Genomic DNA, 26,232 nt, shown 5'->3' with positions numbered 1-26,232 from the left:
CCGCCTGGATGCCTGGTGGACCGGCACTCCTATCCGCGGCACCCGCAACTCTCACCTGGAGCGACTCGGAGCCAGCCTTGGCCTGGCGGCATGAACCCAACCCAATCGGCCAACAGAGTCCTTCAGGCGGGGGGAGGAATCGGACCCCTGCGGAGCAGGACAGGGGCACGGGCGTCGTTCTTCAACGCGGTCGGGCACCTCCCACCTACGGGACCCTCGTCAGGACCGGTTATCCACAGGCCCACCTCTATGAAGTGGCCCTTGTCCACAGAACCCCGCTCGGTCCACTGGCCGCAGAGCCCTTCGGCGACTCTTGGACTCCCGCCGGACAAGACCCCGGCTCTGACCCACCTGGAGGCCCGATGCATGGTTCCACCCTCACGCCGGCAGCGACCGCACCACGCCCCCACACCCCGCCGGGAGCCCACTCGGCCCGCAGCACCCCCGCCACCGGCCACACCCCTTCTACCGGCCGCACAGCCGGCACCGCGACGACCGCCCCGCCAATGTCGACCTCCTTCCCACCCGCCAACCCGTCGAGCTCTGCTTCTGCCGTGTCGGGCCGCTCCCACGCCACCCCCGGCGACTCGTCGCCCTCTGCCCGTGCGCTACCGGGGGACCTGCCAGTGTCCGCGTTCTCGGGCACTGCGCGCGGCGACGCACCGGCGCCCGTCAGTCCTGACCCGAGCACCTCGCCGACGCTCGTCCGTGCCCCCTCGGACCCCCAGCCGAGGCCCGCCGACACCGCACCAGGCAACTCGCCGGCTCCCTCCGTCAGGGAAGCCGCCGGAGCGCGCCCGCGGTGGCGATCCAACAGATGGCTTCACCACGCGCTGGCCAACCGCGAACGAGGAATGTCCACGGCCGAATACGCGGTGGGCACCATCGCGGCCTGCGCCTTCGCCGCGCTCCTGTTCAAGGTCGTGAGCAGTTCGGAAGTGCAGGAGATGCTGACCTCCCTCATCGACCGGGCACTCAAGACGACCGGCAAATGATCCGCCGCTCCGGGCGGAGCTCCGTGGGCGGGAGACGGTCGGCATCGCGGGGCTCGGTGACGGCCGAGACCGCCGCGATGCTGCCCGCGCTCATGGTCGTCCTGGCCGCCGCGCTGTGGGCCATCCAAGCCGTCGGCGCCCAGCTCGAATGTGTGGACGCTGCCCGCGCGGCCGCCCGGGCCGCCGCCAGAGGCGAACCACTGAGCCAGGTCCGCGATCGTGCCCGGTCGGCCACCCGTGCCGACGCGCGGATAGCCGTGTCCCGTGACATCGATCTGACCAAGGTGCAGATCACCGTCGAGGTGCGCCCGGCATGGGGCGGGTCGCTGCCCGCCGTCCAGGTGTCCGCCACGGCCACGGCCGACACCGAACCACACCTGTCAGTCCCCTGAGCATGCAGGTATGAGACCGGCGATCGTCCGAGGAGGAAAGATCAAGCGCGACAAGGAACGCGGCTCCGCCACGCTGTGGGGTGTCGCCCTCATGGGTCTCCTGATGGCCGTCGCCACGGCGTTCGCCGCGGTGGGCTCCGTACGCGTGGCCGGCCACCGCGTCAGCAGTGCCGCCGATCTCAGCGCGCTGGCGGCGGCTGAAATGGCGTTGGCCGACCCGGAGGGTGCCTGCCTGCGGGCCGCGACCCTCGCTGCCCGGAACGGCGTCAAACTCGCCCGCTGCGAGATCCGAGACGAGATCGCCGACGTCTGGACCTCGTTGTCGATCTCCCTGCCGATCGCCGGCACCCGCACCGTGACCGGCAGATCCCGTGCGGGCCCGGCGACGGTGACCACGGCCGACGATCACTAGACCGCCGGCGTCGCTGCCAGCCCATCGCACGCCTGTGACCCTCTGATGGATTGCTGCGACCGAGGTGTTCTGACTCGGTGATGCGTCGTGGTTTTTGCTATTTGACACAAGAATGTGTGGACGGCAAATCGTTGCCGCCCCCAATGTGATGGATGGGGCTTGCGGGGCTATGTCGCAATCCAGTTACGACTCCTTAGACGCGGTGTCCAAGAGCTGGGTATTTACCGTAAGGTCCCGCTTACCCTCGGTTCATGCCATATGCGACAGAGAGCCTGTGACCGCTCTGACGAAGTCGCTAGGGTGCGGTCCGGGGGCGGTCGGTGACCGTATCGGCCGGGCGGACTGCACTTCCGGTCGTCGCGCGAACGCTCCGTGGGCGGTCGAGCGACGCGAGGCTCTCGATGGAGGGAAGCGTCGTGACGGTAGTCGGCAAAGTGGTGGCCGCAGGAGCGATCGTGGTGCTGTCCGTCGCGTTGGGCGGGTCCGCGCGGGCCGCCTCCGTGACCGGACGGGCCGACACGTCGAAGCAGGCCGACACGTCCGGGCAGATCACCTTGCCCGCCGACGGTCAGGTGGTCTCGGGCTCGTCCGTCACCGTTTCCGCCCGCACGGGAATGATCCAGCTCAACATGGGCCTGTACGTCGAAGGTCCGGCCACCCCCCGTCAGAAGGTCGCCGGAGGCGGCGCCAACCAGACGCTCTCCGGGACGTTCGACGCCGGGGACGCTCCCAACGGCCCCTTCACCGTGACTCTCAAGGGAGAGCTCACCGGAAGGGAGTACGCCATCAGCACGTTCAAGCTGCGACGGCCGGCCGAGACTCCGGGCAACGTGAACGTGGCGAGGCAGGGCGCCGACAAGGTTCTCGTCACCTGGACCAGGGGCTCCGAGCCTGATCTGCAGTCCTACGAGGTCTCCAACACGCTGACGGGCATCGTCGGGAGGCTGCCCGCCGATGGTGCGTGCGCGGGCACCTCGTGCAGAGCGGCGCTCGCGGTGCCCGCCAAGGCGGAAGGGCAGCGGGTGGGGTTCACCGTCAAGGCCTTCAGGGGCGACGGCGAAGGAGGCTCGATCGGGTCGGACCCGTCGGCCTCCGCTTACCTCGCTTTCTCCGCCAAACCCACAGCTAAGCCGAAAAAGACCCCAAAAAGGACGCCAAAGAGCCGAGACGGCAAGAACGTCGACGCGCTGCCGACCCTTCCCGCCAAGAGGCAGCCACTGCCGGCGGACGAGCCGACGACCCGTAACCCGACGACCTCCAAGCTGCCCGACATTCCCGACACCGACGCTGACGGCAACTTGCCCATCCCGACGGCCGACGACGAGTCGGGCGGGCTTGTCCCGTCCGGCGCCAGGGACGGCACGGACACCGCACCCGTGACGACCGGCGGCGTGAGGGCGCAGTCGAGCGAGTCTCCGCTGGGAAACATCGGACAGTACGGCTTCTACGTGGCGGCCGGCCTCCTGTTGTTGCTGCTCGGCGCGCACGCGGGCGCGTGGGCGCGGCGGCGGGCGCTCGCCGGTGATGGGGCCGGAGCCACGCCCGCGCAGGTGACCGCGGCCACGCGCGCCGGCCCCGCTTTCGCCGGAGGCGGTACGCAGGCCGCGGAGAGCGATGACCGCATCCAGCCTGCCGCGACGCCGCTCCGGCGGCGGCCCACGGTGATCCTGGCCGTGGCGAAGACGCGCATACCCGATCATTCCCGGACCGAGCAGCCCGCAGAGTACCAGCAGCCGGCGAAGCCGGAACGACCTCGGGACACGCCCGGAGAGCGGGCCGCCGCGTTCCCCCGATCCGATCCGGCGCGTAAGGAGATATCCGTCCAGATCGAGGTGGACGACGTTCGGGGAGTTCGCGACGCGGAAGGCAGCCGTCAAGCTCCCATGCGGATCGCCCTGCCCAGTTCGGCCGTGACGGACGTGCCCGAGGGCTCGGCCTCCATCACCCCGCCCGCCGTCCGTATCGAAGAACGCTGGGACGACTACCTTCCGCCGTCGCCCAAGGCCATGGAGGACAGCGGGTTCTGGGAACGCCCGCAGCCGGGATCTGCCGATTTCTGGGCGGCCGACGAAGGCGACGACGAGGATGAGCGCGCTTTCGCTGGTCGCAGGCACAGGGGCGGCGACAGTTGAGGCCACCCGAGCAAGAGCATCGCCGGCTCACGGGTCGGTGTCGCTCTCTTGCTGGGCCAGCAGGATGTCGAGGAGGCGGATCGCGCCTCGTTTGTCCAAGGGTTCGTTGCCGTTTCCGCACTTCGGGGACTGGATGCAGGAAGGGCAGCCACGGTCGCATTCGCATGAGGTGATGGCCTCGCGCGTCGCCGTCAGCCAGTCCGCCGCGCGGGCGTAGCCGCGTTCGGCGAAGCCCGCTCCGCCCTCGTGGCCGTCGTACACGAAAACCGTGAGCAGGCCCGTGTCGGCGTGAAGCTCGGTGGAGACGCCGCCGATGTCCCAGCGGTCGCAGGTGGCGAACAGGGGGAGCAGCCCGATCGAGGCGTGCTCGGCGGCGTGGGCGGCTCCGCCGAGGTCGATGCCGGCCTCGGCGAGCGGGGCCACCGCGGACGCGGGCAGCGTCCACCAGACCGCACGGGTGCGAAGGGTGCGAGGGGGCAGGTCCAAGGGCTCGTCGCCGAGCATCTCGCCCGACTGCAGGCGTCTCTTGAGGTAGGAGACGACCTGCCGGGTCACCTCCACCTCGCCGAAGTGCAGGGTGCCCGGACCTAGGGCATGTGAGCGTTGGGTGCCAAGGATGGAAATGTCAGTGATGTCCCGGGCGAACGTGGTGTAGTCAGGGCTTGCGCTGGAGACCAGGGCGACCCCGGCCTCCAGATCGAGCACCTCCACCAGAAAGGTCTCGCCCTGGTGGAGGTAGACCGCGCCGGTGTGCACCGCGGTGTGGGCGGATGGTTCGTCCACGCTGCCCAGCAGACGGCCGGTCGACGACTCCACGACCTGGATGGGGGCACCTCCGCCGCCACGGATGTCGGCGAGGTCGGTGGCGCGCTCGCGCCTGGTCCAGAACCAACCCGCCGGACGCTTCCGCAGCAGCCCCTGGGCGACCAGGTCGTCCAGGACGGCCGGGGTTGTGTCGCCGAAAACGGGCAAATCGTCCTCGGCCAGCGGGATCTCGGCGGCTGCGGCACAGAGGTGCGGGCCCAGCACGTACGGGTTGTCCGGGTCGAGGACGATCGCTTCCACAGGCCGGCCGAACAGGGCATCAGGGTGGTGCACCAGGTAGGTGTCGAGGGGATCGTCCCGGGCGATCAGGACGGCGAGTGCGTCCCGGCCGTCCCGGCCCGCCCGGCCCGCCTGCTGCCAGAGCGAGGCCCGGGTGCCCGGCCAGCCGGCGATCAGCACGGCGTCGAGACCGGAGACGTCCACGCCGAGTTCGAGGGCGTTCGTGGTGGCCAGGCCCATGATCGTGCCCGCGCGGAGCGCCTTCTCGAGGAGCCTGCGGTCTTCGGCGAGATAGCCGGCCCGGTAGGCGGCGATCCTGTCGGGGAGGCTGGCCCAGTCGGAGGCGTCCGGGATCGACCATCCGAGCGAACCCCCTTCGGGCAGATCCCCCTCATCCGCCCCGCCCTCGTCCACAGGCTCTCCGGGGGTGGTGAGGCTCGCCGCCCGGCTGGGGGCGTGGTGGTCGGGTGGGCCGGGTGCTGGGGTGCGGTGGTCGGGTGCGCTGAGTGGGCCGGGCACTTGGGAGTGGTGGTCGGGTTCGCTGGGTGGGCCGGGCGTCGGGACGTGGTCGGGTTCGCTGGGCGAGCCGGGTGTGGGGCTGTGGTCGGGGTCCTTGGGTTCCCAGGGGGCGGCGTTGTGCTGGTTGGTGGTGGTGGATGAGCCGGTCGCGAGAGAGCCGTGCTCGGTGGGTGCGATGAGCGAGAAGGCGACGTCGGCGAGCTTGGCCCGGGCGGACAGCGCCACCGTTTCCGCGCCGCGGCGCGAGCGGACGAAGGCGAGCGTGCGGATGTCGGCGAGGACGAGGTCCGCCAGCAGGTCGGCCGCCTCCGCCGTGGCCGTGCGTCGTATGGGTGCCCCTCCCTCGCCCCGCAGATCCGTCAGAGGCGGCTCCCACAACGCGATGGTCGTCGACCCCTTCGGCGAGGCGTCAACGGTCACCTCGTGCATCTCAAGCCCTGTCAGTCTCTTCGCGAACGCCCCCGGTTCGCTGGCCGTCGCCGAGGCGAGCAGGAACGTGGGGTCGGAGCCGTACCGTGCGCACACCCGGCGAAGGCGGCGCAGGATCTGGGCGACGTGGGAGCCGAAGACGCCGCGGTAGCCGTGGCATTCGTCCACGACGATCATGCGCAGCCGGCGGAAGAACGACGACCACTGGGCATGGCGGGGCAGGATGCCACGATGCAGCATGTCGGGGTTTGTCAGTACGTAGTTCGCGTGCTGGCGTACCCACTTGCGCTCCTCGAACGGAGTGTCGCCGTCGAACGTGGCGGCCCGCACCTTGGTGATGCGCAGCTCGCGCAGGGTGCGCAGCTGGTCGGCGGCCAGAGCCTTGGTCGGCGTCAGGTACAGGATCGTCCCGCCGTCCAGACACGCCGTGATCGCGGGAGTGAGGTACGCCAGCGACTTCCCGGACGCCGTTCCCGTCGAGATGATCACGTTTCGGCCACGGAATGCCAGGTCGGCGGCCTCGTACTGGTGCGGCCAGAGTCCTGTCACCCCGCGGTTCGCCAAGCGCGTAACAAAGACTTCAGACGTCCATTTGGGCCATCGGGCTTGACCCGCCTGACGTGCTGGAACATGCTCCACATGAGTGACGCGCTCATGACGTGCGGGAACACCAAGCAGGTGGTGGAGGAGTGGACCTGCCTGTTCTGGGGAGGATGCGGTGGAAGTCACTGTTTCCAGTCTTGCATCGGTGGGCAAAGTCGCCGGGAATCGTGATTTCGTATAGACACAAGCCAGGCACGTGGTTGAATGCCGCGCGTCAGGGTCGGACAGTCTGGGGCCACGCTCCAGATTGCCAGGCCCGCAAGACTACTTTCGCAGGCGAGGCGCTGGAGGATCTGTGGATCTGAAGTTGGATCACCGCACCGAAGACCGACTCACCATCGTGGAGGTCGAGGGTGAGATCGATGTCTACACGGCGCCGAGATTGCGTGAGCTCCTCATCGACCTGGTGAACAAGGGCAACTTCCACCTTCTCGTCAACATGGAGAAGGTCGACTTCCTTGACTCCACAGGGCTGGGTGTCCTGGTCGGTGGGCTCAAGCGGGTTCGCGCGCACGACGGCTCGCTCGAGCTGGTCTGCACGCAGGAGCGTATCCTCAAGATCTTCCGGATCACCGGTCTGACCAAGGTCTTCGGGATTTACGCTTCGGTCGACGAGGCCAAGGAAGCTCACGGCAAAGACAAGTAGCATGGCTACCGTCGAGCTGACGTTCAGCGCTCTCCCCGCGCATGTGCGGACCGCACGGCTGGTGGCCACGGCGATCGCCCGCCGCACCGGCGTGGAGGAGTCCCTGCTGGATGAGGTCAGGCTCGCCGTGGGTGAGGCATGCTCCCGGGCGGTCGAGGTGCATCGCGCCCACTGTCCGGGCGAACCCATCCGCATCGAGCTGCGTGACGACTCCGGGCGCTTCGAGGTCACGGTCAGCGATCACGCCCCCAGCGATGAGATCAAGCCGGAACAACCCCTCGACCTGGGCATGCTTTCTGACTCGTTCATGTCGGGCTTCGGCATAGCGGTCATCGAAGGCCTGGCCGACGATGTCGAGGTCTTCCCCGGTCCGAAGGGCACCAACATCCGGATGAGCTGGCCTGCCGCCAACGGCGCGTGATCAGTGCCCCGTGCGGGTGCCTTGCGCAGCCTGGCCGCTGGGCGCCCTTCCGGCGCCCAGCAACAAACCCTCCGTCCTGCATGGAGTCCGTCGACAAACCTTCCGTCCTGCATGGAGTCCAGCGACAAACCCTCCATCCTGTACGGCAGGCCAACGAGACCCACCCGCCGACCATGGCTGAGGGCCTCCAGGGAGACGCTGACTGACCCCGCACGGGGTACGCCGCCGTCACGGCGCACAGTCACCATGGCTTCCGTTCACGCGTGCCCATGTCCACCGGGCCATGGCGCCATCACCGTCTCCCGCACGCCAGGCCACAGCGCCACCGGCGCCACCCATGGTGACCACTTGAGCGGCGGCGCACCAGTCCGCTTCGCGGGCGGAGGGCCGGGGCCGTACACGGACATTTGACTCCGAGGCCGAGCGGCTGCATGACCCTCTTGACACCCTGACCCGGCCCCTGCCCCATCCCGCCGACGCCCGACGCCCGACGCCCGACGCCCGACGCCCGACGCCCGACGCCCGACGCTGTCGGTGACCGCGATGCCGACGGCGATCGGCTTGTGGCCGGCGGTGGCCCTCGGGTGCTGGGTCCAACCCCGGGGAGCGCCCAGCGGGACCTCCACGGGCATCATCTGGCGATGGCCGGCTGGCAGGCTGAGGACGGGAGTGCACTTTCTCGGCAAATCCTGCGTAAAAGCTCTCCGACGGTCGATGGCAGGCGCGATGATCGGGGGCGGCGGCCGCCGGAGTCGCGGGAGCCCCGACGCCGGCGGCGGTTCCGGCGCTTCGCGGGCAACCGTCCACAGCCTGTGGACGAGGTGCCCTCACCCCAGAGATCCCCGGTTTCGGTCGGCACGTATCATGGCCTTGTTATGACCGTAAACCGGAAGAAATTTCGCCTGTCAGGCCCCAAACCGGGTCGCTGGCAGGGATTTACTGGACGCTTGCACAATTAGCGGCCTTCAGAGCCTTCATATCCGTGGAGTGCCTGCGTAGACTCCCGGCACCGGCCAAGGTGATCTGGCGGAACGCGGATTCAACCGGAAGCGGCACCCACAACCCGGATGGTGCCGCAACACCCGCCGAGGAAAAGTGCAGCACCGCCCGGGCAGGACGACCGGTCTTGCCGAGGAGAACGATGAGCAGGCACATGCTGGCACTGGAGCCAGCGTCCAATCTGGCCCTGAGCGGAAACAATCTCACCATCGTGATCGTGGTCGCCGCGGTCGCACTTATCGCGCTAGCCGTCGCCGGCGGCCTGGTACGCGAAGTGCTGTCCGCCGGCCAGGGCACCGAACGCATGCAGAACATCGCGCGCGCCGTGCAAGAAGGCGCCGCGGCCTACCTGACCCGACAGTTCCGCACGCTGGCGATCTTCGTCGTCGTGATTCCCTTCCTGCTGCTCCTCCTCCCCGGAGAGATGGACGTCCGCATCGGGCGATCGATCTTCTTCGTGGTCGGGGCGGTGTTCTCCGCGCTGACCGGGTTCATCGGCATGTGGCTGGCCGTGCGCGGAAACGTGCGCGTCGCCGCCGCGGCCAACGACTCCGGCGAGAAGCGCGCCATGCGCATCGCGTTCCGCACCGGGGGCGTGGCCGGGATGTTCACCGTGGGCCTCGGCCTGCTCGGCGCGGCCGTGGTCGTGGTCATCTACCAGGGCAACGCCCCCGGCGTGCTTGAGGGCTTCGGCTTCGGCGCGGCGCTGCTGGCGATGTTCATGCGAGTCGGCGGCGGCATCTTCACCAAGGCCGCCGACGTCGGCGCCGACCTGGTCGGCAAGGTGGAGCAGGGCATCCCCGAGGACGACCCGCGCAACGCCGCCACCATCGCCGACAACGTGGGCGACAACGTCGGCGACTGCGCCGGCATGGCGGCCGACCTGTTCGAGTCGTACGCCGTCATGCTGGTCGCCAGCCTCATCCTGGGCCGCGTGGCCTTCGGCGAGGAGGGGCTCGTCTTCCCCCTCATCGTCCCGATGATCGGTGTGGTCACCGCGATCATCGGCATCTTCGTCACCGGGATGCGCGACCGCGACCGCAACGGCATGGCGGCCATCAACCGCAGCTTCTTCATCTCGGCCGCCATCTCGGCGGTGCTCGTCACGGCGGCCGCGTTCTGGTACCTGCCCAGCAGCTTCAGCGGCCTGACCGGCGCCGCCGTCGAGTCCACCGCCGACCCGCGGCTCATCGCCATCGGCGCGGTCCTCATCGGTCTGGTGCTGGCGAGCGCCATCCAGCTGCTGACCGGCTACTTCACCGAGACCAACCGGCGTCCCGTGCGCGAGATCGGCGAGAGCTCGGCCACCGGCCCGGCCACCGTCATCCTGGCCGGCATCAGCGTCGGCCTGGAGTCGGCCGTCTACTCCGCCCTGATCATCGGCGGCGCGGTCTACGGCGCGTTCCTGCTCGGCTTCGGCAACGTGACGATCGCGCTGTTCGCGGTGGCCCTGGCGGGCACCGGCCTGCTGACCACGGTCGGCGTCATCGTGTCGATGGACACCTTCGGCCCGGTCTCCGACAACGCCCAGGGCATCGCCGAGATGTCCGGTGACGTCGAGGGCGAGGGCGCCCGCGTGCTCACCAGCCTGGACGCCGTCGGCAACACCACCAAGGCCATCACCAAGGGCATCGCGATCGCCACGGCCGTGCTGGCGGCGACCGCGCTCTTCGGCGCCTTCCGCACGGCGGTCGAGACCGAGCTGACCGCGGCGAGCGCGGCGGTCAAGGAGACGCTCGGCACGTTCTCCTCGTTCAGCCTCAGCATCGACCAGCCCAACGTGCTCGTCGGCCTGATCATCGGCGCCGCGGTCGTGTTCCTCTTCTCGGGGCTCGCGATCTCGGCGGTCGGCCGGGCCGCGATGCGCGTGGTCTTCGAGGTGCGCGACCAGTTCCGCAACAAGCCGGGCATCATGGACGGCACCGAGAAGCCGGAGTACGGCCGGGTCGTCGACATCTGCACCCGCGACTCGCTGCGCGAGCTGGCCACGCCCGGCCTGCTGGCGGTCATGACCCCGATCGCGGTCGGGTTCGCCCTCGGTTATGCGCCGCTGGGCGCGTTCCTGGCCGGAGCCATCGCCTGCGGCACCCTGATGGCCGTCTTCCTGTCCAACTCGGGTGGGGCCTGGGACAACGCCAAGAAGCTGGTGGAGGACGGTCACCACGGCGGCAAGGGTTCGGAGGCCCACGCCGCCACGGTCATCGGCGACACGGTCGGCGACCCGTTCAAGGACACCGCGGGCCCGGCCATCAACCCGCTGATCAAGGTGATGAACCTGGTGGCGCTGCTGGTCGCCCCGGCAGTGGTCCTCTACGCGGGCAGCCCGGCGATCCGCATCGGCATCACCGTGATCGCCGTGGGCGTGGTGGTCGCGGCCATCATCGTGTCCAAGCGGCGGTCGGTGACGAGCGAGCCGGCCAACGACAACAACCGCGACAAGGAAACCGTCGCGTCGTGACCCGCTGAACCAGCGAACGCCCGTTCCCTCCCGGGGGCGGGCGTTCCGCTTCCCCAGGTCCCGCCCGGGGCGACGCCCGCTCCACCAGGAAGCTCCCAGGGGAACGTCTTCCACGGGAAGTCCGGGGTAGATCCGGATTTCCAGGGGAGTCGAGGAACCTGAGCATCCCGATGGGAGACTGGGCACGTGAACGATGACAAGCGGCCGAGCGGAGGCAAGGCCCTGGGTTTCATCCTGCTGGCGATGCTGGTCGTCCTGGCCGTGCTCGTCGGGCTGGCCACCTGGGCGACGAGGAATGGATGACCGGTGCGGACCTTGATTGTGCTTCGCCACGCGAAGGCCGCCCAGATCGCCGGCCTGCTCGACCGCGAGCGGCCGCTGACCGACCGGGGCGAGCGCGACGCCGAGCGGGCCGGCGACGAGATAAGGGCGGCCGGGTTCGCCCCCGAGGTGGTGCTCTGCTCGCCGGCGCTGCGGACCAGGCGCACGGCGGAGCTCGCCTTCCCCGACGCTGAGATCAGCTACGAGCGCGACATCTACGAGGCGTACCCGGACGAGCTGCTCGAGCTGGTGCGCGGGTGTGATCCAGGGCTGGGCACGGTGGTGTTGTGCGGGCACAACCCGGGCGTGCACGAGCTGGCGCTGGGGCTGGCGGGCGGCGACTACGTGTTCAGGCCCGGGGCCTTCGCGGCGATCGGGGTCGAGTCGCCGTGGGCGGAGCTTGCGCCGGGTGAGGGCCGTCTGGTCACCCGCTGGGATCCCAAGGAGGGCTGACTCAGCCCGCCGTGAGCACGCCGTCCTCGGCGTCGGCCGCCTCCACCTCGTCGCGCGAGATGCCCAGCAGGTAGAGGATGGAGTCGAGGTAGGGGGTGTTGACCGCGGTGTCGGCCGCCTGGCGTACGACGGGCTTGGCGTTGAAGGCGATGCCCAGCCCGGCCGCCGCGATCATGTCGAGGTCGTTGGCGCCGTCGCCGATGGCCACCGTCTGCGGGATCGGCAGGCCGGACTCGCGGGCGAACCTCTCCAGCGCCCGCGCCTTGCCAGGACGGTCGACGACCTCCCCGACCACGCGGCCGGTCAGCCGGCCGTCGATCACTTCGAGCACGTTCGCCGCGGAGTAGTCGATGCCGAGCTCCTCCACCAGGCCGTCGGTGATCTGCGTGAACCCGCCGCTGACGATGGCGAAGCGGTAGTCGAGCCGTTTGAGCGTGCGGACCAGCGTGCGGGCGCCCGGTGTGAGCACGACCTCCTTGCGCACGTGGTCGATCACCTCGGCGGGCAGCCCTTCGAGCAGCGCCACCCGCCGCCGCAGGGACTCGGCGAAGTCGAGCTCGCCGCGCATGGCCTCCTCAGTGACCCTGGCCACCTCGTCGAGGCAGCCCGCGTGCGCGGCCAGCAGCTCGATGACCTCGCCCTGGATGAGGGTCGAGTCGACGTCCATGACGATCAGGCGCTTGGCCCGCCGCGACAGGCCGGTGCGCTGCACGGCCACGTCGACCTCCTGGGCGGCGGCTTCGGCGGCCAGCTCGACCCGCAACGACGTGGGGTCGGCGCCGGAGACCGACAGCTCGATGCACGTGACGGGCCACTGGGCGAGGCGTTCGATGCGGTCGATGTTGGCTCCGGCGGCGGCGATGCGGCCGGCGATGCCCGCGATGGCGGCCGGCTGCAGGGTGGCGCCGAGCACGCTTACCGACAGGCGGCCGCGGCGGCGCTGCTCCTTGGCCTGGGAGCCGGTGGACAGCTCCACCTCCATGCCGAGGTCTTCGGCCACCCGCTCGACGGCGGTCCACATGGCGCCGAGTGTCGTGCCGGTGCCGGTGGAGGGGCCGCCGGCGTAGGCGACGAGCACGCCGAGCGTGAGCCGGCCTCGGATGACGACCTGCTCGATGTCCGCAACGGTCACCGGAAAGCCGGACAGAACGGAAAAAAGCCGTGAAGTAACGCCCGGGCGGTCAGGGCCGTTCAATGTGATCAGGAGGGTGCGCTGGTCCACATCCAGTCACGGTACTGCGCCCGCTCGGATGCTCGCGAAGCAGGATGGGCTTTGGGACGCGGGTGTGACCATCGGAGTGCGCCGTCCACCGGCCCGCCGCCGCCCGGCAAAATATCGGCAAAGGCCGGGCATGTCGGCGCCGGCGAGGGCAGCGCAGGGCCGCAGGCCACAGGCTAGCTCCGCAGGATCAGGTGGGTGTCGCCGAACTCGTGCCACAGATATCGCTCCCGCAGCGCCGCCTCGTACGCGCGGGCCAGCACTTTCTCGCCCGCGATCGCGCTCAGCATGAGCAGGTGGCTGGAGCGCGGCTCGTGCAACCCGGTGATCAGCCCCGTGACGGCCCGCACGCCGAGCTCGGGCGTGACGACGTGCCGGGTCCAGCCCGCCGACGCGGCCACGCGCCCGTCCGCGCCGGCGGCCGTCTCCAGAGCGCGTACGACGGTCGTGCCCGCGGCCACCACCCGGTTGCCGCTCTCCCTGGCCAGGTTCACCAGCCGCGCCGTCGGCCCCGGCACGTCGTACCGCTCCGCGTAGGGCGGCTCGTCCTTCTCCGGCGAGGCCACGCCCGTGTGCAGGGTGATCGGCGCGATCCCGATCCCGTGCGCCACGAGCGCCGCCACCAGGTCGGCGGTGAACGGCCGGGCCGCGCTCGGCATCTCGGCGCTGCCCGGCACGGTCGCGAACACCGTCTGGTAGTCCTCGATCGGCCAGTCCCGCTCCACGTACGAGTAGCGGATCGGCACCCCGTGACCGCGCAGGTACCGCTTCACGTCCCGGTCGAGCTCGGCGCGCCACAGGCGCGGCATCTCCCGTTCGATCAGCCGCAACGTCGCCCGTCCCGGCAGCGGCAGCCACTCGCCGGGCTCGCCGCCGCCGTAGGGCTCGGACGCCTTGGAGGTACGGCGGCGCAGCTCCACCAGCCACGTGCCGTCCTCCCGCGCGGTCGAGAAGTGCACGGCCAGCCGGTCCAGCCGGACCGCCGCCGGCAGGGTCGCCGAGTTGTTCACCACGATCAGGTCGCCGGGGTCGAGCAGCTTCGGCAGGTCGGAGAAGCGGTGGTGGAGGGGGTCCAGGTCGCCGCGCGAGACCATCAGGCGTACCGCGTCCCTGGCCGTCCCCCTCGCCTCCGGCGGCTCGTGGGCGGACAGGCCGGGCGGCAGCGAGAAGTCCAGCGCGCCGCTCAGCGACGCGGTCATTGGAGGCTCACCTTGCCGCTGGCCGCGCGGGCGGCGACCAGGTCGTGCAGCGCCGCGGCGACCTTGGCGGGGTCGGCCGCCGCGCCGGCCTCCTCGGCGCCCACGGCGTCGGCCAGCATGCGGGTGTTCATCTCGCCCGGGTCCACCCACCAGACGCGCAGCTCGGGCTCCTCGGCGGCCAGCACGTTGGACAGCTGCTCCAGCGCCGCCTTGGTGGCCCCGTAGCCGCCCCAGCCCTCGTACGGGCCTGTGGCGGCGTCGGAGGTGACGTTCACCACCGCGCCCTGGGCCGCCCGCAGCGCGGGCAGCGTGGCCTGGATGAGGGCGAGGGGAGCGATCACGTTCGTCTCCAGCAACGTCCTGAAGGCCTCCAGCGGATAGTCGGCGAGCGGCGGCAACGGGGTGACGCCCAGGTCGCTGGCGTTGTTGACCAGCAGATCCAGCTCGGGAGCGGCTCCGGCGAGCCGCCGTACGTGCGCCGGGTCCCGCACGTCGCCGGGTATGGCGGTGGCGCCCAGCTCGGCGGCGACCCGTTCCAGGTCGTCCGCGCCGCGGGCGGTGAGTACGAGGTTCCATCCCGCTCCTGCCAGGGACCTCGCCAGGGCGAGGCCGAGGCCGCGGGACGCGCCGGTGATGAGTGCGGTGTTCGTCATGCCCACGACGTTAGGAACGCGACGTGCGGCGGGCATCGGGCTGAGGGCCGGACCGGCCCTGGAACGATGGTCCTAGGACCTTAAGGTAGGTGACGTGGCCACCGATCGAGACGCAGTCCTGCAGGCGGTGAGTTCCGCGGTGCTCGCGGTCACCCGCCACCTGTCGGTCCGCGAGGTGCTGCAGGTCATCGTCCGCTCGGCGCAGCGGCTGCTCGACGCCCGCTACGCCGCGCTCGGCGTGCCCGACGACGACGGGTCGTTCGCCGAGTTCGTCGCCGAGGGCATCACCGACAAGCAGTGGGACGCGATCGGGCCGCTGCCGAGGCAGCACGGCATGCTGGGGGCGATGCTCCGCGACGGGGTCTCCGCCCGGCTGCCCGACCTGCGTGAGGACCCGCGGTTCGAGTGGTGGCCGAAGGCGCACCCGGTCATGAAGGACTTCCTCGGCGTCCCGATCCGCGACGGCGACGAGGTGCTGGGCATCATCTTCCTCGCCAACAAGCGCACCCCCGGCGGCTTCACGCAGGAGGACCAGGACCTCCTCACGCTCTTCGCGGCGCACGCCGCGATCGCGCTGACCAACGCCCGCCTCTACGAACGCGGCCGCGAGCTGGCCATGCTGGAGGAGCGCAACCGGGTCGCCCACGAGCTGCACGACGCGGTCACGCAGAAGTTGTTCTCGCTCAGGCTGAGCGCCCAGGCGGCGCAGGCCATGCTCGACAAGGCCCCCGGCAAGGTCGCCCCTGAGCTCGAACGCGTCCAGCGGCTGGCCGGCGAGGCCCTGACCGAGCTGCGCGCGGTGATCGTCGAGCTGCGCCCGGCCGAGCTCGACCGGCACGGCCTGTCGGAGACGCTGCGCAAGCACGTGCGTATGCTCGACCGGCTCCACCCGTCCCTGGTGGTGTTCGAGTGCGGCGAGTTGCCGCCGCTGGACCCGGCGGTCGAGGTGGCGGCGCTCAGGGTGGCCCAGGAGGCGCTGCACAACGCGCTCAGGCACTCCGAGGCGTCCCGCGTCTCGGTGCGCCTGGCATACGAGGAGGGCAAGCTGGTGTTGACCGTCGAAGACGACGGCAGAGGCTTCGAGCAGGCCGACTCGCGCGGGCTTGGCCTGGCGTCGATGCGTGACAGGGCCGAGTCCGTCGGCGGCGTCATGACCGTCGAGTCGGCCCCGGGTAGGGGGACCATGGTGTGCGTGGAGGTGGGCGCGTGATCCGGGTGCTGATCGCCGACGATCACCCGGTGGTGCGTCAAGGGCTGCGGACGTTCCTCGATCTCCAGGACGACATCGCCGTGGTTGCCGAGGCGGGCGACGGGGCCCAGGCCGTCGAGCTGGTCGGCGAGCACTGCCCCGACGTGCTGCTGCTGGATCTGAAGATGCCCGTGCTCGACGGCCTCGGCGCGCTGGAGCGGCTGACCGGCACGGCGACCAGGATCGTCGTGCTGACATCGGTGAGCGACCGGTCCGACGTGGGCCCCGCGATGCGCGCGGGAGCGTCCGGGTTCCTCTACAAGGACGTTGATCCGTCCGCGCTGGTCCAGGCGGTGCGCGCGGTGCACGGCGGCCAGGTGCTGCTCGCCCCCGAGGCGGCGGAGGCGATGCTGGCCTCGCCCGACGGCGCGTCCGGGGTGCCGCTGACCGAGCGGGAGCGGGAGGTGTTGTCGCTCATCGCGGCCGGCCGGTCCAACAAGGAGATCGCGCGGAGCCTGGCCGTGGCGGAGAAGACGGTCAAGACCCACGTGTCCAACGTGCTGATGAAGCTCGGCGTGCAGGACCGCACCCAGGCCGCGCTCTACGCCGTGCGGCACGGCCTCGGCTGAGCCGGCTACTGGTTCCTGATCGGCTCGAAGATCGCGTGGTGGGCCGCCACGAGCGCGCGGCGTACCGCACGGTCGAGCTCGCGCAGGGCCGCTCCTCGCGCCGCGACCTGCGCGACCGTGAGGCCGCGGTCGTCAGCCAGGCGCAGTACGGTGGCCAGCCGCGTGGCGAGCGTGGCCACGCGGTGCGCGCGAGCCGGATAACCCGGCGCAAGCTCGCCGCCGCGCTGCCCCAGCCGTTCGGGACGGTCGGCAACCGGGCCGTCGACGGAGGCCAGCGCTTCGGTGGCCGACCGCATCGCGTCGGACAGGTCGCGCTCGGCCTCGGCGAGCGAGGGCAGGTCATGGCGTACGGGGCCGGAGTCGTGCACTTCCAGACGCACACCGACATAGGACGATCCGCGGCGGTCCGGCAGGGGCAGCAGGCCGGTGTTCCGGCCGTCGGCCACGGCGATCGCGGCCTGGCCGGCGTCGACCGCGGCCGAGTTGAACGGCGCCGGGCCCGACAGGCCCAGCGGGTCGCCGGGCGCCGGCAGGGCGAGCCGAAGCTCGCGCAGGCCGCCCACGCGGAGATCTGCGAGGTATTTACGCAACGGAACGTCGCCCGCGACGACGGGACCGCCGGCGGCTTCCACGTGGTCAGCCGCCTCGTCGAGGCCGACGTGACCGGCGAGCCAGGCGTTGCCCCAGGCGACCAGGGAGGGACAGACAGGCGATTCAGGGCGCACCGATCCACGATAAGCGCTCGCCCTGCAATAGGTTTGTCCCCGTGGGTGACTCCTGAAGGAGGGATCGGGGATGGGTGGTCAGGTGCTGCGGCTCCAGGACGTCGCCGTCAGGCGCGACGGAGCGGCCCTGCTGCGCGGCATCGACTGGACGGTCAACGAGGACGAGCGTTGGGTGGTCATCGGCCCCAACGGCGCAGGTAAGACCACGTTGCTGCAGGTCGCTGCCACGTTGCTCTATCCGAGTGAGGGCCTGGTCGAGGTGCTGGGCGAGCGGTTGGGGCAGGCGGACGTCTTCGATCTGCGGCCGCGGATCGGGCTGGCGAGCGCCGCGCTGGCCGAGCGCATCCCGCCTGAGGAGAAGGTCATCGACCTCGTGCTGACCGCGTCGTACGCGATCATGGGCCGGTGGACGGAGGAGTACGACTCCAACGACGTCACGAGGGCCGTCGAGTTGATCGACATGATGGGCGCGGCCCATCTGATCAGGCGGAGGTTCGGCACGCTGTCCGAGGGCGAGCGCAAGCGGGTGCAGATCGCCCGCGCGCTCATGCCGGACCCAGAGATGCTGCTGCTCGACGAGCCGGCCGCCGGGCTCGACCTGGGCGGGCGCGAGGATCTGGTGCGCCGTCTGGCGCTGCTGGCGGGCGACTACCGCTCGCCGACGCTGGTGCTGGTGACGCACCACGTGGAGGAGGTGCCCACGGGGTTCACGCACGGGCTGCTGCTCCGGCACGGCTCCGTGGTGGCCCAGGGGCCGCTGGAGCACGTGATGACATCCGACAATCTCTCCCACACGTTCGGCGTGCCGCTCTCGCTGGAGCGGAGCGGTGAGGGCCGCTGGTACGCACGTCCGCACTAGATCGCCATTTATGCCGATAAAGTCGCTCGCCACTGAGTAGACGTTGCGGATAGCGGAAACCAAATAAGATCTACGGAGTCGGTCCCCTCGACTTCGGAGCGTCGCCATGTCCATCGAGCAGCTCATCGTCGCCCTTGTCGTGGTCGCGGCGGTGGGCTTCGCGGTGGCCCGTACGATCCGCATCATCCCGCAGGCCACGGCGGCCATCATCGAGCGCCTCGGCCGCTACCACCGCACGCTGACGCCGGGGCTCAACCTGGTGGTGCCGTTCATCGACCGCATCAAGGACCTGATCGACCTGCGCGAGCAGGTGGTGTCGTTCCCGCCGCAGCCGGTGATCACCTCCGACAACCTGGTCGTCTCGATCGACACCGTCATCTACTTCCAGGTCACCAACCCCAAGGCGGCCACCTACGAGATCGCCAACTTCCTGACCGGCGTCGAGCAGCTCACGGTCACGACGCTGCGCAACGTCGTCGGCGGCATGGACCTCGAGCGCACGCTGACCTCGCGCGAGGACATCAACACCGCGCTGCGCGGCGTGCTCGACGAGGCCACCGGCAAGTGGGGCATCCGGGTCAACCGGGTCGAGCTCAAGGCGATCGACCCCCCGGCCTCCATCCAGGACTCGATGGAGAAGCAGATGCGCGCCGACCGCGACAAGCGCGCCGCGGTGCTGGCCGCCGAGGGGCAGCGCCAGGCCTCCATCCTCGCGGCCGAGGGCGACAAGCAGGCCTCGGTGTTGCGGGCGCGCGGCGAGGCGGAGGCGGCCGTGCTGCGCGCCCAGGCGGACGCCGAGGCCCAGGCCATGCGCGCCAAGGGGCAGGCCGACGCGATCGGCATGGTCTTCAGGGCCATCCACGAGGGAAAGCCCGACCAGCAGTTGCTCGCCTACCAATACCTGCAGACCCTGCCGGAGATCGCCAAGGGCGAGGCCAATAAGATCTGGATCGTGCCGTCGGAGATGGGCAAGGCGCTGGAGAATCTCGGCGGTCTCTTCACACCCCCCAAAAACTCGGACACCCAGTGAGCGACCCGCTGCGAGGGCCATCGCCCCGGCCGTAGGCATGGCCGGCGGCGGTCCGGCGAGCGGGTTTCTCGGGTCAGGGAGGGTTTGTGACGGGGTGGGAACTGGCTGCGGTCTGCGTGGCCGGGGTGATGGCGGGCGCCATCAACGCGGTCGTCGGGTCGGGGTCGCTGATCACGTTCCCCACGCTGGTGGCGGTGGGCATCGATCCCGTCACCGCCAACGTGTCCAACACGATCGGGCTGGTGCCGGGCTCCTTCACGGCCGCCTACGGCTACCGCGTGGAGTTGCAGGGCCAGCGCGACCGCCTGGTGCGTCTGGGCGCGGCCTCGGCGCTCGGCGCGCTGATCGGCGGCATCCTGCTGCTGTTCCTCGATCCCGACGTGTTCGAGGTGGTCGTCGTCGCGCTGATCGCGCTGGCCTGCCTGCTGGTCCTGGTGCAGCCCAGGCTCAACGCCTGGCTGGCCGAGCGGCGGGGGAGGGCGCATCCGCACGGCGGCCTGGCGTTGTGGCTGGGCGTGCTGGCCTCGGGCGTCTACGGCGGCTATTTCGGGGCCGCCCAGGGGGTGCTGCTGATCGGGTTGATCGGCATCTTCCTCGACGAGGGCCTCCAGCGGGTGAACGCCGCAAAGAACGTGCTCGCGCTGCTGGTCAACGCCGTGGCCGCGGTGCTGTTCACGGTGGTCGCAGACGTCGACTGGCAGGCCGTGGCCGGGGTGGCGCTGGGCGCGATGGCCGGCGGCTTCCTGGGGGCCAGGCTGGGCCGGCGCATCCCGGCGCCCGTGCTGCGCGGGGTCATCGTCTGCGTGGGAATCGCGGCCATTATCGTACTGGTGTACGGATAAATTTCCGGCTATCTGGGTATGAATCTGTACATGAAGGGTGATTGGGTGGAGATCGTCATTGACGCGGGAGGGTCACCGCGTACCTACGAGATCACGGCCACCCGCGCCGGCCGGCGAGTCGAGGTGAACACGCGGCGGGGGCTCGTCGAGGTCAGCGAGGTCACCAGGAACGGCACCCCGGTGCGTACGGCCCGGTTCATGTCCAGTCGCATCCTCGCCCTCGTGGAGCACCCCGCCGACGAGGTCAGCTGAAGTCCGCCGCGCGGTCCTCCGCCCACCGGCGGAACGTCAGCGCGGGCCGCCCGAGCAGCCGCTCCACCGTGTCCGTGACCCGCTCGGGGCGGGTCACGAACGCTTCCCACCCCTGCAACGCCAGGTCCACGAAGGACGGGTCGCCCCAGGCCGCCAGGAGCTGCTCGCGGGCCTCGTCCACAGGGAGTTCCTCCCAGCGCACCTCGCGGCCGAGCACCTCGCCGATGACGCGCACCTGCTCGGCCTGGGTGAGCTGCTCGGGGCCCGTGAGCACGTATTTCGCGCCGTTGTGCCCGGCGGAGGTCAGCACGTGCACGGCCACGGCCGCGATGTCCTTCTCGTGGATCAGCGACCTGGCGGCCTGCCCGAACGGCCAGCGCACGACGCCCTGCCCGATCTGGTCGGCCCACATGAGCGTGTTGGCCGCGAATCCGCCGGGTCGCAGGAACGTCCAGCCGGCTCCCGAGTGCCGGATCAGCCGCTCCACTTCCTGGTGGAAGTACGCCGGCTCCCGGTCGTCCGCCAGATCCTCGACGTCCGCCGACAGGTAGACCACGCGCCGCGCGTGCTTGGCGATCGCCGTGATCGTGCCCGCGGCGCCCTCGGTGGAAGGGCCGGGCCAGAGCAGGAACACGCTCTCCACCCCGTCGAGGGCGGGCTCCAGGGTCTCAGGGGAGGTCAGGTCGCCGCGTACGGTCTCGACGGGCAGTTGCGCCCGTTCGGAATCCCTGGCGAGCGCCCGGACCTCCAGCCCGGCCTTCGCGAGCCGGGTCGCCACATGCCTGCCAACGTTGCCGGTCGCGCCGGTCACCAGAATCTTTCCCATGCGGCGACCGTAGGACCTCAAGCAAACTTTAGGTCAACCCCGGGCGCACCTGGAGCGTGCCGTCGCGCCTCACGCGCGTCTCGAACATGGGCGCGGGGGCGGTCGCGGGGCCGTGTTTCACCGAGCCGTCGGCCAGCCGGAACGTGCTGCTGTGCCACGGGCAGACCACACACGCCTCGCCGTCCTCCATGACGAGCCTGCCCTGGTGCAGCGGCCCGGCCAGATGGGGGCAGCGGTCGCCGAGCACGGTCACGGCCTCGCCCCGGCGCAGCACGAAGAGCTGGATGTAGCCGAGCCTGCGCGCCACGGGACGGCCGTCGGGCAGGTCTTTCAGCGCGCACAGGTCGTGCCAGCCCAGCGGCACCAGGTGGGTGACCTGCGGGGCGTGGTTGGCCCCTGCCGCCTGCCGGTAGGCCAGGTGGCCGCCGAGGTAGGCGCCGAGGCTGCCCACGCCGAGCCCGGCGAACGACAACAACCGGCCGGGACGCTCGTGCCCGCGCATCCGTGCCAGCAGCGAGGCGGAGAACAGGCCGAGGGCGGCCACGTTCGACGCCATGTGCACGAGACCCACCCGCTGCTGCTCGCGGTGGAGGGACGACCAGTCGGTCAGGCCCGCCGCGGCCGTCGGCAGGGCGTTGGCGATGCCGGTGGCCAGCAGCAGGCGCGAGGCCCGGGGGTCGGCGCGCGCCAGGTCCAGCACGGCGGCCGACATCCAGCAGCCGAGGCTCACCGTGGCGAGTGGCGGGTGCAGCGGCTTGCCGGTGGGCACGCCGTGCAGCAGGTCGCGTACCCGTCCCTGGGGGATGCGCCGGCGCACGGCCTTCGCCAGCGCCATGACGGCTTTGTCCATGGCTCTCGACTTCTCGAGCCGATCGGCGAGGGCGACCGGCCCGGCGAAACCCCTTAGCTGCCGACGCTTCGCTCGCACTTCCTCTTTCACGACAAGTCCCCTACCCCGGCCATGAGGGCATCACTCGGACAGGTGACCTCTCGCCGCGGAGAGCTCAACCAGCTCCAGCGCGTACGAACCGAGCGAGGGCGAGCCCTCCTCGATGATCCGCACCTTCTCCCTGACCTGGGCGGCCGTCACCTTGAACAGCGGCCAGGTGCCGCCCTCCGTGTGGTGGTTGGCCAGGATCGGGGCGAAGCGGTCGAGTGCCTTGGCGAACTTCGCCTCCGGCGTCTTCCTGGCCTCGAACTCGTCCCACAACTCCCGCATCCGCGCCGCCTGGTCGGCGGGCAGCAGGCCGAAGATGCGGTCGGCGGCGGCCCGTTCGGCCTCGACCTGGGCGGAGACGGCCACCGGATCGTAGACGAAGGTGTCACCGGCGTCGATCTCCACCAGGTCGTGCACCAGGAGCATGGCCACCACCCGTTGGAGGTCGGTCCCCGGTGGGGCGTGCTCGCCGAGGACCATCGCCAACGTGCCCACGTACCAGGAGTGCTCTGCGGTGTTCTCCCGTCGCGAACCGTCGATGAGATGGTTGCGGCGGATGATCCGCTTCAACTTGTCGATCTCGATGGCGAAGGCGATCTGGGTGTTCAGGCGGTCCTCTTCTGGTGCGATAGTCACGCGCGACACCCTATTGTGCGGTGATCACCCGGGATGGTGAAATCCTGACCGGATCTCCGCTGAACGGTGCGTGACCACCCGGAACGTCGAGCGCATGGGGAAGCCCCGGAGCCCCCGCGTGGTCTCCGGGGCTCGTGCCCCTGGGGTAGGCGCGGTCCCCCAGGTCTAGTGGCCGGCCCGCGCCAGCGTCATGTCCGCGCGGAGATCAGGCGGCTCCTCGAAGTCGGGCCGTAGCGAGGTCCACGCTCGCCGGCCGTACAACCTGTCCAGGCCGGGGGAGGCCGTGCCCGGCGCCTCGTCGCGCCGGACGATCTCCACGATCAGGAACTGCGAGCGCGTGCGGTGCCGGTAGACGTTCGCGCTCCTGGCCCAGCACGCTGCGGCGATCTCCTCGCTGTACGCCTCGAACTCCTCGGCGCAGATCCCGGCCCTCGTCAGGATCAGCGCCTTCTCGCCCCTGGACGTGGGCGTGATCCAGAGCACCAGCGGGATCCGCCCGGCCCTGGTGTGCATCGTGGTCTCCAGGCAGACCCGCTGCAGGCGGTGCCGGGAGATCACGCACCAGATGTGCGAGGTGACCCAGTTGCGGCCGGTCCTGGTCGCGGCCGGCACCGAGATGGCGCTGCTCAGCAGGATGAAGGGCATCCACCGGCCCTCCTGGGCGGCGCCGAGCAGCGACAGCGTGAACAGCGTCAGCGCCGCCGCGAGCAGCAGCTCCGTACGGATCCGCCAGAGCCTGACGAACCGGCCGCTCCGGCCGGGGGCGGGCAGGTCCTCGTAGCCGGGGTAGATCTGGTTACGCGGGTTCCTCGGCACGTCAAGACACCTCCTCCGTCACGCGGTGCGGGAGGCGGAGCTGGTCGAAGCGCGGGTCGCGGTAGCGGCGGGCGCCGAGTCCCACCCGCTCGACGGTCCAGCCCATGCGGTGCGCGAACTCGTCGGGCTCCATGCAGATCTCCCGGTCGGCCCATGCGACGAGTTCCCGGATCCGGGACTTGATTCGGCTGAGTCCCTTGGTACCTTGTGAGTACATAGAAGACCCCTTTCGCGGCATTTTGAGGTGGCTTCTTGGCCGGTCCGACGGCTGATGGCCGGTCTCGTCGCAGGGTGGCAGCCCATATGCGGCGAGTCGGATATCGGCCTCGGACCGGCTTTTTGCGTGCTCGAATGAGCGGACTCTCGCTGCGCGGTCAGGCGATGAAGTGGTCCTTCCGGCAAGTGGCCTCCCTGGGGTGGATTCTCAGTTCCGGGACGGCGACGTTGCCGGCGAGGCGGCCCGCGTGAGGGCGCGCGATCGTGGGCGGAAGGCCTGATGCGTACGGCCGTGTGGTCATGTCGGCCTCCTCACCATCCAAGGTCCCTCCTGAGATCGATCGTCCCCCTAGGCCTGCGATGCTGCAAGACTTTAGGCAAGGGAAGATTTAAGTTTCTTCGCGACTTGCTTCACGGCTTGCGATGCAACTTGCACGAGAAGAGTCATAGGTCGGTCGACCTGCCACGAACTCCGGCTTCGCCACCCCTACCGAGCCTGTCTTGCCCCTACGCTCTCCCCGTGAAAGCCTTCATGGCAAGGCCGTACGCGACTATCCATGCAAGTTGCATGTACGATTGGCCGTACGGCCCACAAAGCCGGGCCCCCAAACGACCCCTTCCGGCTACACCTTCATTCCCGACAAGGAGAGTGGACGGTGCCATCGCAGCAGGGCAGTCCCACAGTACGCAGGCTCCGGCTCGGGCAGGAGCTGCGCCTCCTCCGGGAGCGAAGGAAACTCACCGGCGCCAAGGCCGCCCGCGAACTCGGCTGGTCGGCGAGCAAGGTCAGCCGCATCGAGGCGGCCAAGACCATGCCCGTCGCCGACGACATCAAGGCCCTGGCCGAGCTCTACCGCGTCGACGGGACGAAACTTGACGAGCTCTTCGGCCTGTTGCGGGATGCGGAGCAGCGCGGGTGGTGGGAAGATTACGAAGACACTCTTCCTGAGGAATACACAAGATTCCTCGGGCTTGAGGCGGAGGCGACCTCACAACGATCGTGGGAACCACAGATCGTGCCCGGTCTCCTGCAAACCGAGGACTACGCGCGGGAAGTCATCCTGGCCTCCCGGGGCATCGCGCGCATCACGCACAGCGGTGTCCGGAGCCGCGTCGAGGCCCGCCTCGACCGGCAGCGTCGCGTTCTGCACCGGGCACATCCCTGCGCGCTCACGGTCGTGCTGGATGAGTCGGCGCTGACGCGCCGCTTCGGGGAGCCTTCGGTGATGCGCGAGCAGATGGAGCATCTCCTGGAGATCTCCCTGCTGCCGCACGTCAGCATCCATGTCCTCGCCCTGGACGCACTTCACCCGGTGAACACGAGCGCGTTCATCCATCTGAAGTTCCGTGACTTCGACGACGTGGTCTATCTCGAACAGCTGTACACCGCCCACTTCGTCGAGGATCTCGAACGCGTGGCAGGCTATGAGGCGGCCTTCGGCCACATCAGGTCGGAGGCGCTGGATGAGGACGAGTCGCGCGTGCTCATCCAACGTAAAGCTATGCTGTGGCGGCGTTAGTAACACCGAAACCTCAACAAGGGGCAATGGGGCCCCTTTGTCTATTTGGGGAGAGCATGCACATCCAACCTGTCGAGGCGGCTTGGCGGAAGAGCACCTTCTGCAATGGCGCAGACGCCTGCATTGAAGTCGCACCCTTGGCCAACGGTAATGTCGCGCTGCGCGACAGTAAAGAGCAGGACGGCCCTGTCCTGGTCTTCACTCCGGCGGAGTGGGAGGCTTTCACCGCGGGAGTCCGTGACGGTGAATTCGACATGGCCACCCTAGGGGCCGGCGCATAGAGAACGGCCCTGGCGTGTTGCTGACACAACCTTCAGGGCCGTTCGAGACGAGGCCTGGCACGCCTCGCCGCACTCCGGCTCACCTGCAGACTTGAGCACAGAAGACCTTCCAATGATGGCACACCCACAGTCCGGTTGATCAAGCGGCACGCATCAGGTGCCCCCGATATCCGCGCGATCCCGCCTCCGTGACAGCGGCGCCCCGCACTCTTTTCTCAAGCATTTATTGCCGGGGCCCGACAGGGCGAGATGAATGGCCGTCTCCCGGCCCGTTCCCGCGAAAAAATATGGTGCGAACGGCCTGCGTCCTGGATGGGGCGCAGGCCGTTCTTGTGCGGTGGTCGGGAAAGGCCAGGCCCTGGGCGACGCCCTATGAATGGTGCTCCCCGTGTTCGACGACGCGCTTTCCGAGCCGCCCGTGACCTCCGGCGGCCGACGTCGCTGATCAGGTGGGGTCGGTCGACGTCGGAGGAGGGCGCACGGCTGTCCGTGGTGGGTCGTCGGGCCGTCGCGCGTGTGGCCAGGCGGAACGACGGGCCGCGTGACGCGATGTCCGATTTATTGTCAAACGTGTGGACT

At 69.9% G+C, this 26,232-nt stretch carries 26 protein-coding genes; 16 read left to right on the top strand and 10 right to left on the bottom strand.

What is annotated here, in order from left to right:
- Positions 1-8: 8 nt before the first annotated feature.
- The 4 genes from ACTWPV_RS39850 to ACTWPV_RS39835 all read left to right on the top strand — a co-directional run bounded on the left by ACTWPV_RS39850 (position 9) and on the right by ACTWPV_RS39835 (position 3,931).
- Complete coding sequence (locus ACTWPV_RS39850; RefSeq protein WP_443155741.1) at positions 9-995, top strand: DUF4244 domain-containing protein; 987 nt, start codon at positions 9-11, stop codon at positions 993-995.
- A 56-nt stretch (positions 996-1,051) separates the two neighbouring features.
- The gene (locus tag ACTWPV_RS39845; protein ID WP_443155737.1) at positions 1,052-1,387 is read left to right on the top strand and encodes a TadE family type IV pilus minor pilin; all 336 of its coding nucleotides are present in this window, start codon (positions 1,052-1,054) and stop codon (positions 1,385-1,387) included.
- A gap of 10 nt (positions 1,388-1,397) precedes the next feature.
- Positions 1,398-1,799 (top strand): Rv3654c family TadE-like protein, encoded by a 402-nt coding sequence (locus ACTWPV_RS39840; RefSeq protein WP_443155736.1) that lies wholly within the window; start codon positions 1,398-1,400, stop codon positions 1,797-1,799.
- A 416-nt stretch (positions 1,800-2,215) separates the two neighbouring features.
- The gene (locus ACTWPV_RS39835; protein ID WP_443155735.1) at positions 2,216-3,931 is read left to right on the top strand and encodes a hypothetical protein; all 1,716 of its coding nucleotides are present in this window, start codon (positions 2,216-2,218) and stop codon (positions 3,929-3,931) included.
- 27 nt (positions 3,932-3,958) lie between these two features.
- Here the strand turns inward: ACTWPV_RS39835 and ACTWPV_RS39830 are convergent, their stop codons facing one another.
- Positions 3,959-6,472 carry a DEAD/DEAH box helicase gene (locus ACTWPV_RS39830; RefSeq protein WP_443155734.1) on the bottom strand — a complete coding sequence of 838 codons (2,514 nt, stop codon included), beginning with the start codon at positions 6,470-6,472 and terminating at the stop codon, positions 3,959-3,961.
- Between the two features lie 349 nt (positions 6,473-6,821).
- Here ACTWPV_RS39830 and ACTWPV_RS39825 point away from each other — a divergent pair, with 349 nt between their 5' ends.
- From ACTWPV_RS39825 to ACTWPV_RS39810, 4 genes are all read left to right on the top strand, one after another.
- Positions 6,822-7,172, top strand: a complete 351-nt coding sequence (locus ACTWPV_RS39825; RefSeq protein ID WP_043629845.1) for an STAS domain-containing protein — start codon at positions 6,822-6,824, stop codon at positions 7,170-7,172.
- 1 nt (position 7,173) lies between these two features.
- A complete protein-coding gene (locus tag ACTWPV_RS39820; RefSeq protein ID WP_138203197.1) occupies positions 7,174-7,593 on the top strand; it encodes an ATP-binding protein in 420 nt (139 codons plus the stop codon).
- Positions 7,594-8,734: 1,141 nt separating this feature from the next.
- Positions 8,735-11,050 (top strand): sodium-translocating pyrophosphatase, encoded by a 2,316-nt coding sequence (locus ACTWPV_RS39815; RefSeq protein WP_443155733.1) that lies wholly within the window; start codon positions 8,735-8,737, stop codon positions 11,048-11,050.
- A 306-nt stretch (positions 11,051-11,356) separates the two neighbouring features.
- Positions 11,357-11,824: a SixA phosphatase family protein gene (locus tag ACTWPV_RS39810; RefSeq protein WP_347648300.1), complete on the top strand. Its 468-nt coding sequence runs from the start codon at positions 11,357-11,359 to the stop codon at positions 11,822-11,824.
- 1 nt (position 11,825) lies between these two features.
- Here ACTWPV_RS39810 and serB read toward each other — a convergent pair whose 3' ends face one another.
- The 3 genes from serB to ACTWPV_RS39795 all read right to left on the bottom strand — a co-directional run bounded on the left by serB (position 11,826) and on the right by ACTWPV_RS39795 (position 14,895).
- Positions 11,826-13,046 carry a phosphoserine phosphatase SerB gene (serB, locus tag ACTWPV_RS39805; protein WP_443155732.1) on the bottom strand — a complete coding sequence of 407 codons (1,221 nt, stop codon included), beginning with the start codon at positions 13,044-13,046 and terminating at the stop codon, positions 11,826-11,828.
- 173 nt (positions 13,047-13,219) lie between these two features.
- Positions 13,220-14,242 carry an S-adenosylmethionine:tRNA ribosyltransferase-isomerase gene (locus ACTWPV_RS39800; protein ID WP_443155731.1) on the bottom strand — a complete coding sequence of 341 codons (1,023 nt, stop codon included), beginning with the start codon at positions 14,240-14,242 and terminating at the stop codon, positions 13,220-13,222.
- Positions 14,239-14,895 carry an SDR family oxidoreductase gene (locus tag ACTWPV_RS39795; protein WP_443155730.1) on the bottom strand — a complete coding sequence of 219 codons (657 nt, stop codon included), beginning with the start codon at positions 14,893-14,895 and terminating at the stop codon, positions 14,239-14,241. The genes ACTWPV_RS39800 and ACTWPV_RS39795 overlap by 4 nt, the downstream gene beginning before the upstream one ends.
- Before the next feature lie 94 nt (positions 14,896-14,989).
- Between ACTWPV_RS39795 and ACTWPV_RS39790 the strand changes: the two genes are divergently transcribed.
- Both ACTWPV_RS39790 and ACTWPV_RS39785 read left to right on the top strand, forming a co-directional pair.
- On the top strand, positions 14,990-16,105 hold the full coding sequence (locus ACTWPV_RS39790; protein ID WP_443155729.1) for a GAF domain-containing sensor histidine kinase: 1,116 nt from the start codon (positions 14,990-14,992) through the stop codon (positions 16,103-16,105).
- Positions 16,102-16,713 carry a response regulator gene (locus tag ACTWPV_RS39785; RefSeq protein WP_443155728.1) on the top strand — a complete coding sequence of 204 codons (612 nt, stop codon included), beginning with the start codon at positions 16,102-16,104 and terminating at the stop codon, positions 16,711-16,713. Before ACTWPV_RS39790 ends, ACTWPV_RS39785 begins: the two co-directional genes overlap by 4 nt.
- Before the next feature lie 5 nt (positions 16,714-16,718).
- Here the strand turns inward: ACTWPV_RS39785 and ACTWPV_RS39780 are convergent, their stop codons facing one another.
- Positions 16,719-17,438, bottom strand: a complete 720-nt coding sequence (locus ACTWPV_RS39780) for a hypothetical protein (RefSeq protein WP_347648306.1) — start codon at positions 17,436-17,438, stop codon at positions 16,719-16,721.
- 70 nt (positions 17,439-17,508) lie between these two features.
- Between ACTWPV_RS39780 and ACTWPV_RS39775 the strand changes: the two genes are divergently transcribed.
- The 4 genes from ACTWPV_RS39775 (at position 17,509) to ACTWPV_RS39760 (ending at position 20,421) form a co-directional block, all read left to right on the top strand.
- The gene (locus ACTWPV_RS39775) at positions 17,509-18,297 is read left to right on the top strand and encodes an ABC transporter ATP-binding protein (RefSeq protein WP_347648307.1); all 789 of its coding nucleotides are present in this window, start codon (positions 17,509-17,511) and stop codon (positions 18,295-18,297) included.
- A 106-nt stretch (positions 18,298-18,403) separates the two neighbouring features.
- A complete protein-coding gene (locus ACTWPV_RS39770; protein ID WP_347648308.1) occupies positions 18,404-19,327 on the top strand; it encodes an SPFH domain-containing protein in 924 nt (307 codons plus the stop codon).
- An 86-nt stretch (positions 19,328-19,413) separates the two neighbouring features.
- Complete coding sequence (locus ACTWPV_RS39765) at positions 19,414-20,169, top strand: sulfite exporter TauE/SafE family protein (protein WP_443155727.1); 756 nt, start codon at positions 19,414-19,416, stop codon at positions 20,167-20,169.
- 45 nt (positions 20,170-20,214) lie between these two features.
- Complete coding sequence (locus tag ACTWPV_RS39760) at positions 20,215-20,421, top strand: hypothetical protein (protein WP_443155726.1); 207 nt, start codon at positions 20,215-20,217, stop codon at positions 20,419-20,421.
- On the opposite strand, the gene ACTWPV_RS39755 is transcribed toward ACTWPV_RS39760, so the two are convergent.
- The 5 genes from ACTWPV_RS39755 to ACTWPV_RS39735 all read right to left on the bottom strand — a co-directional run bounded on the left by ACTWPV_RS39755 (position 20,414) and on the right by ACTWPV_RS39735 (position 23,853).
- On the bottom strand, positions 20,414-21,247 hold the full coding sequence (locus ACTWPV_RS39755; protein WP_443155725.1) for an NAD(P)H-binding protein: 834 nt from the start codon (positions 21,245-21,247) through the stop codon (positions 20,414-20,416). The two genes, ACTWPV_RS39760 and ACTWPV_RS39755, sit on opposite strands and share 8 nt — an antisense overlap.
- Before the next feature lie 28 nt (positions 21,248-21,275).
- Positions 21,276-22,097, bottom strand: a complete 822-nt coding sequence (locus tag ACTWPV_RS39750) for a Rieske 2Fe-2S domain-containing protein (RefSeq protein WP_347648311.1) — start codon at positions 22,095-22,097, stop codon at positions 21,276-21,278.
- Positions 22,098-22,217: 120 nt separating this feature from the next.
- Positions 22,218-22,829, bottom strand: a complete 612-nt coding sequence (locus ACTWPV_RS39745; RefSeq protein ID WP_443155724.1) for an HD domain-containing protein — start codon at positions 22,827-22,829, stop codon at positions 22,218-22,220.
- Positions 22,830-22,985: 156 nt separating this feature from the next.
- Positions 22,986-23,636 carry a hypothetical protein gene (locus ACTWPV_RS39740; protein WP_443155723.1) on the bottom strand — a complete coding sequence of 217 codons (651 nt, stop codon included), beginning with the start codon at positions 23,634-23,636 and terminating at the stop codon, positions 22,986-22,988.
- A gap of 1 nt (position 23,637) precedes the next feature.
- Positions 23,638-23,853, bottom strand: a complete 216-nt coding sequence (locus tag ACTWPV_RS39735; RefSeq protein WP_347648314.1) for a hypothetical protein — start codon at positions 23,851-23,853, stop codon at positions 23,638-23,640.
- Between the two features lie 655 nt (positions 23,854-24,508).
- Here ACTWPV_RS39735 and ACTWPV_RS39730 point away from each other — a divergent pair.
- Both ACTWPV_RS39730 and ACTWPV_RS39725 read left to right on the top strand, forming a co-directional pair.
- Positions 24,509-25,372, top strand: coding sequence for a helix-turn-helix domain-containing protein (locus ACTWPV_RS39730; protein WP_443155722.1), 864 nt, complete (start codon positions 24,509-24,511; stop codon positions 25,370-25,372).
- A 56-nt stretch (positions 25,373-25,428) separates the two neighbouring features.
- Positions 25,429-25,653, top strand: a complete 225-nt coding sequence (locus ACTWPV_RS39725; protein ID WP_132637975.1) for a DUF397 domain-containing protein — start codon at positions 25,429-25,431, stop codon at positions 25,651-25,653.
- The last annotated feature ends 579 nt before the right edge of the window (positions 25,654-26,232 follow it).

Source organism: Nonomuraea sp. KM88, assembly GCF_052245635.1.
Lineage (GTDB): Bacteria > Actinomycetota > Actinomycetes > Streptosporangiales > Streptosporangiaceae > Nonomuraea.
The sequence above is the reverse complement of the archived record's forward strand: the minus strand, read 5'-3'. Positions and strand labels throughout refer to the sequence as shown.